Source organism: Shewanella sp. 8A, assembly GCF_023475945.1.
Lineage (GTDB): Bacteria > Pseudomonadota > Gammaproteobacteria > Enterobacterales > Shewanellaceae > Shewanella > Shewanella xiamenensis.
Genome location: NZ_JAMDJP010000084.1, coordinates 1 through 1,009, shown reverse-complemented (window position 1 = coordinate 1,009; position 1,009 = coordinate 1). Strand labels below are relative to the sequence as shown.

Genomic DNA, 1,009 nt, shown 5'->3' with positions numbered 1-1,009 from the left:
AGCAATGTCTTCTATAGGTTTCAATCCCTTGACGATTGCAGGAGTCCCGTCTGGCAATGAAACTTTCCAAACGAGGCTGGAAAAGGTGTCCGCAATGAGAACAGGTTGCGAAACGTGCCAATGAGCAGGAAAAACAGGCGGCATGAACATCAACCCCAAGTCAGAGGGTCCAATCGCAGATAGAAGGCAAGGCGTTCGCGGTCGGGGGCTTCGATCCCCAATACATTGAATAGGACAGCGAAGGCGCGCTCTGCTTCATCTGGCGCTGCCCAGTTCTCTTCGGCGTTAGCAATCATGAGTGCCAAATCGGCATAGCGATCTGCTGTTCCGAGCCGCCCAAGGTCGATCAGACCCGTGCATTGAAGAGTTTTAGGGTCCACCATGAAGTTCGGCATGCAGGGATCACCATGGCAAACAACCATATCGGTGCGCTCTTGGTCGAGCCGCACCGGTAGCTCTCGTTCGACACGAGCCAAAAGATCGAGCTGCGGCGTACTCTTGTCCTCGTCCGGTAAGAAGTCGGGATTGACGGCATTGCGGGACACCACATCAACGGCGCGTCCGAACATTCGCGACAGCCTGCGCTCAAACGGACATTGATCAACCGATAGGCTGTGAACAGCGCCAAGTTGCTGCCCCATTGACGGCCACGCTTTGAGCAAATCCGCTCCAGACAGATCAGCCGCCGGTACTCCCGGAATTGCCGTTATCACCAAGCATGCACCCTCCTGTTCCTCCTGCCAGTTGATCACCTCGGGGCAAGCCACACCTCGACCTTTGAGCCAAATGAGGCGGTCACGCTCTCCAGCGAGCTCACCGCGGCGGGAAGCAGGTGCGATTTTCGCGAAGGCATGCCCGTCACCACGTCGAAAAACAAAATCACCAGATTCTCCGCCTCTGACAGGCAACCAGTCAGAATGCGATTCACCAAAAAAAATATTAGTTCGATTCAATGGAGGTTCCTTCAGTTTTCTGATGAAGCGCGGAGGTGGCTCAACCTGCGAAAAGA

2 protein-coding genes are annotated in these 1,009 nt (G+C 54.8%); both read right to left on the bottom strand.

Going from position 1 to position 1,009, the window contains the following annotated elements; genetic code table 11:
* Positions 1–150, bottom strand: a 150-nt coding sequence (locus M0413_RS22600) for an aminoglycoside phosphotransferase family protein (protein WP_002073538.1), incomplete at its 3' end; no start/stop codon positions are given.
* Positions 150–953 (bottom strand): aminoglycoside O-phosphotransferase APH(3'')-Ib, encoded by an 804-nt coding sequence (aph(3'')-Ib, locus tag M0413_RS22595; RefSeq protein ID WP_001082319.1) that lies wholly within the window; start codon positions 951–953, stop codon positions 150–152. The genes M0413_RS22600 and aph(3'')-Ib, both read right to left, overlap by 1 nt.
* Between the last annotated feature and the right edge of the window lie 56 nt (positions 954–1,009).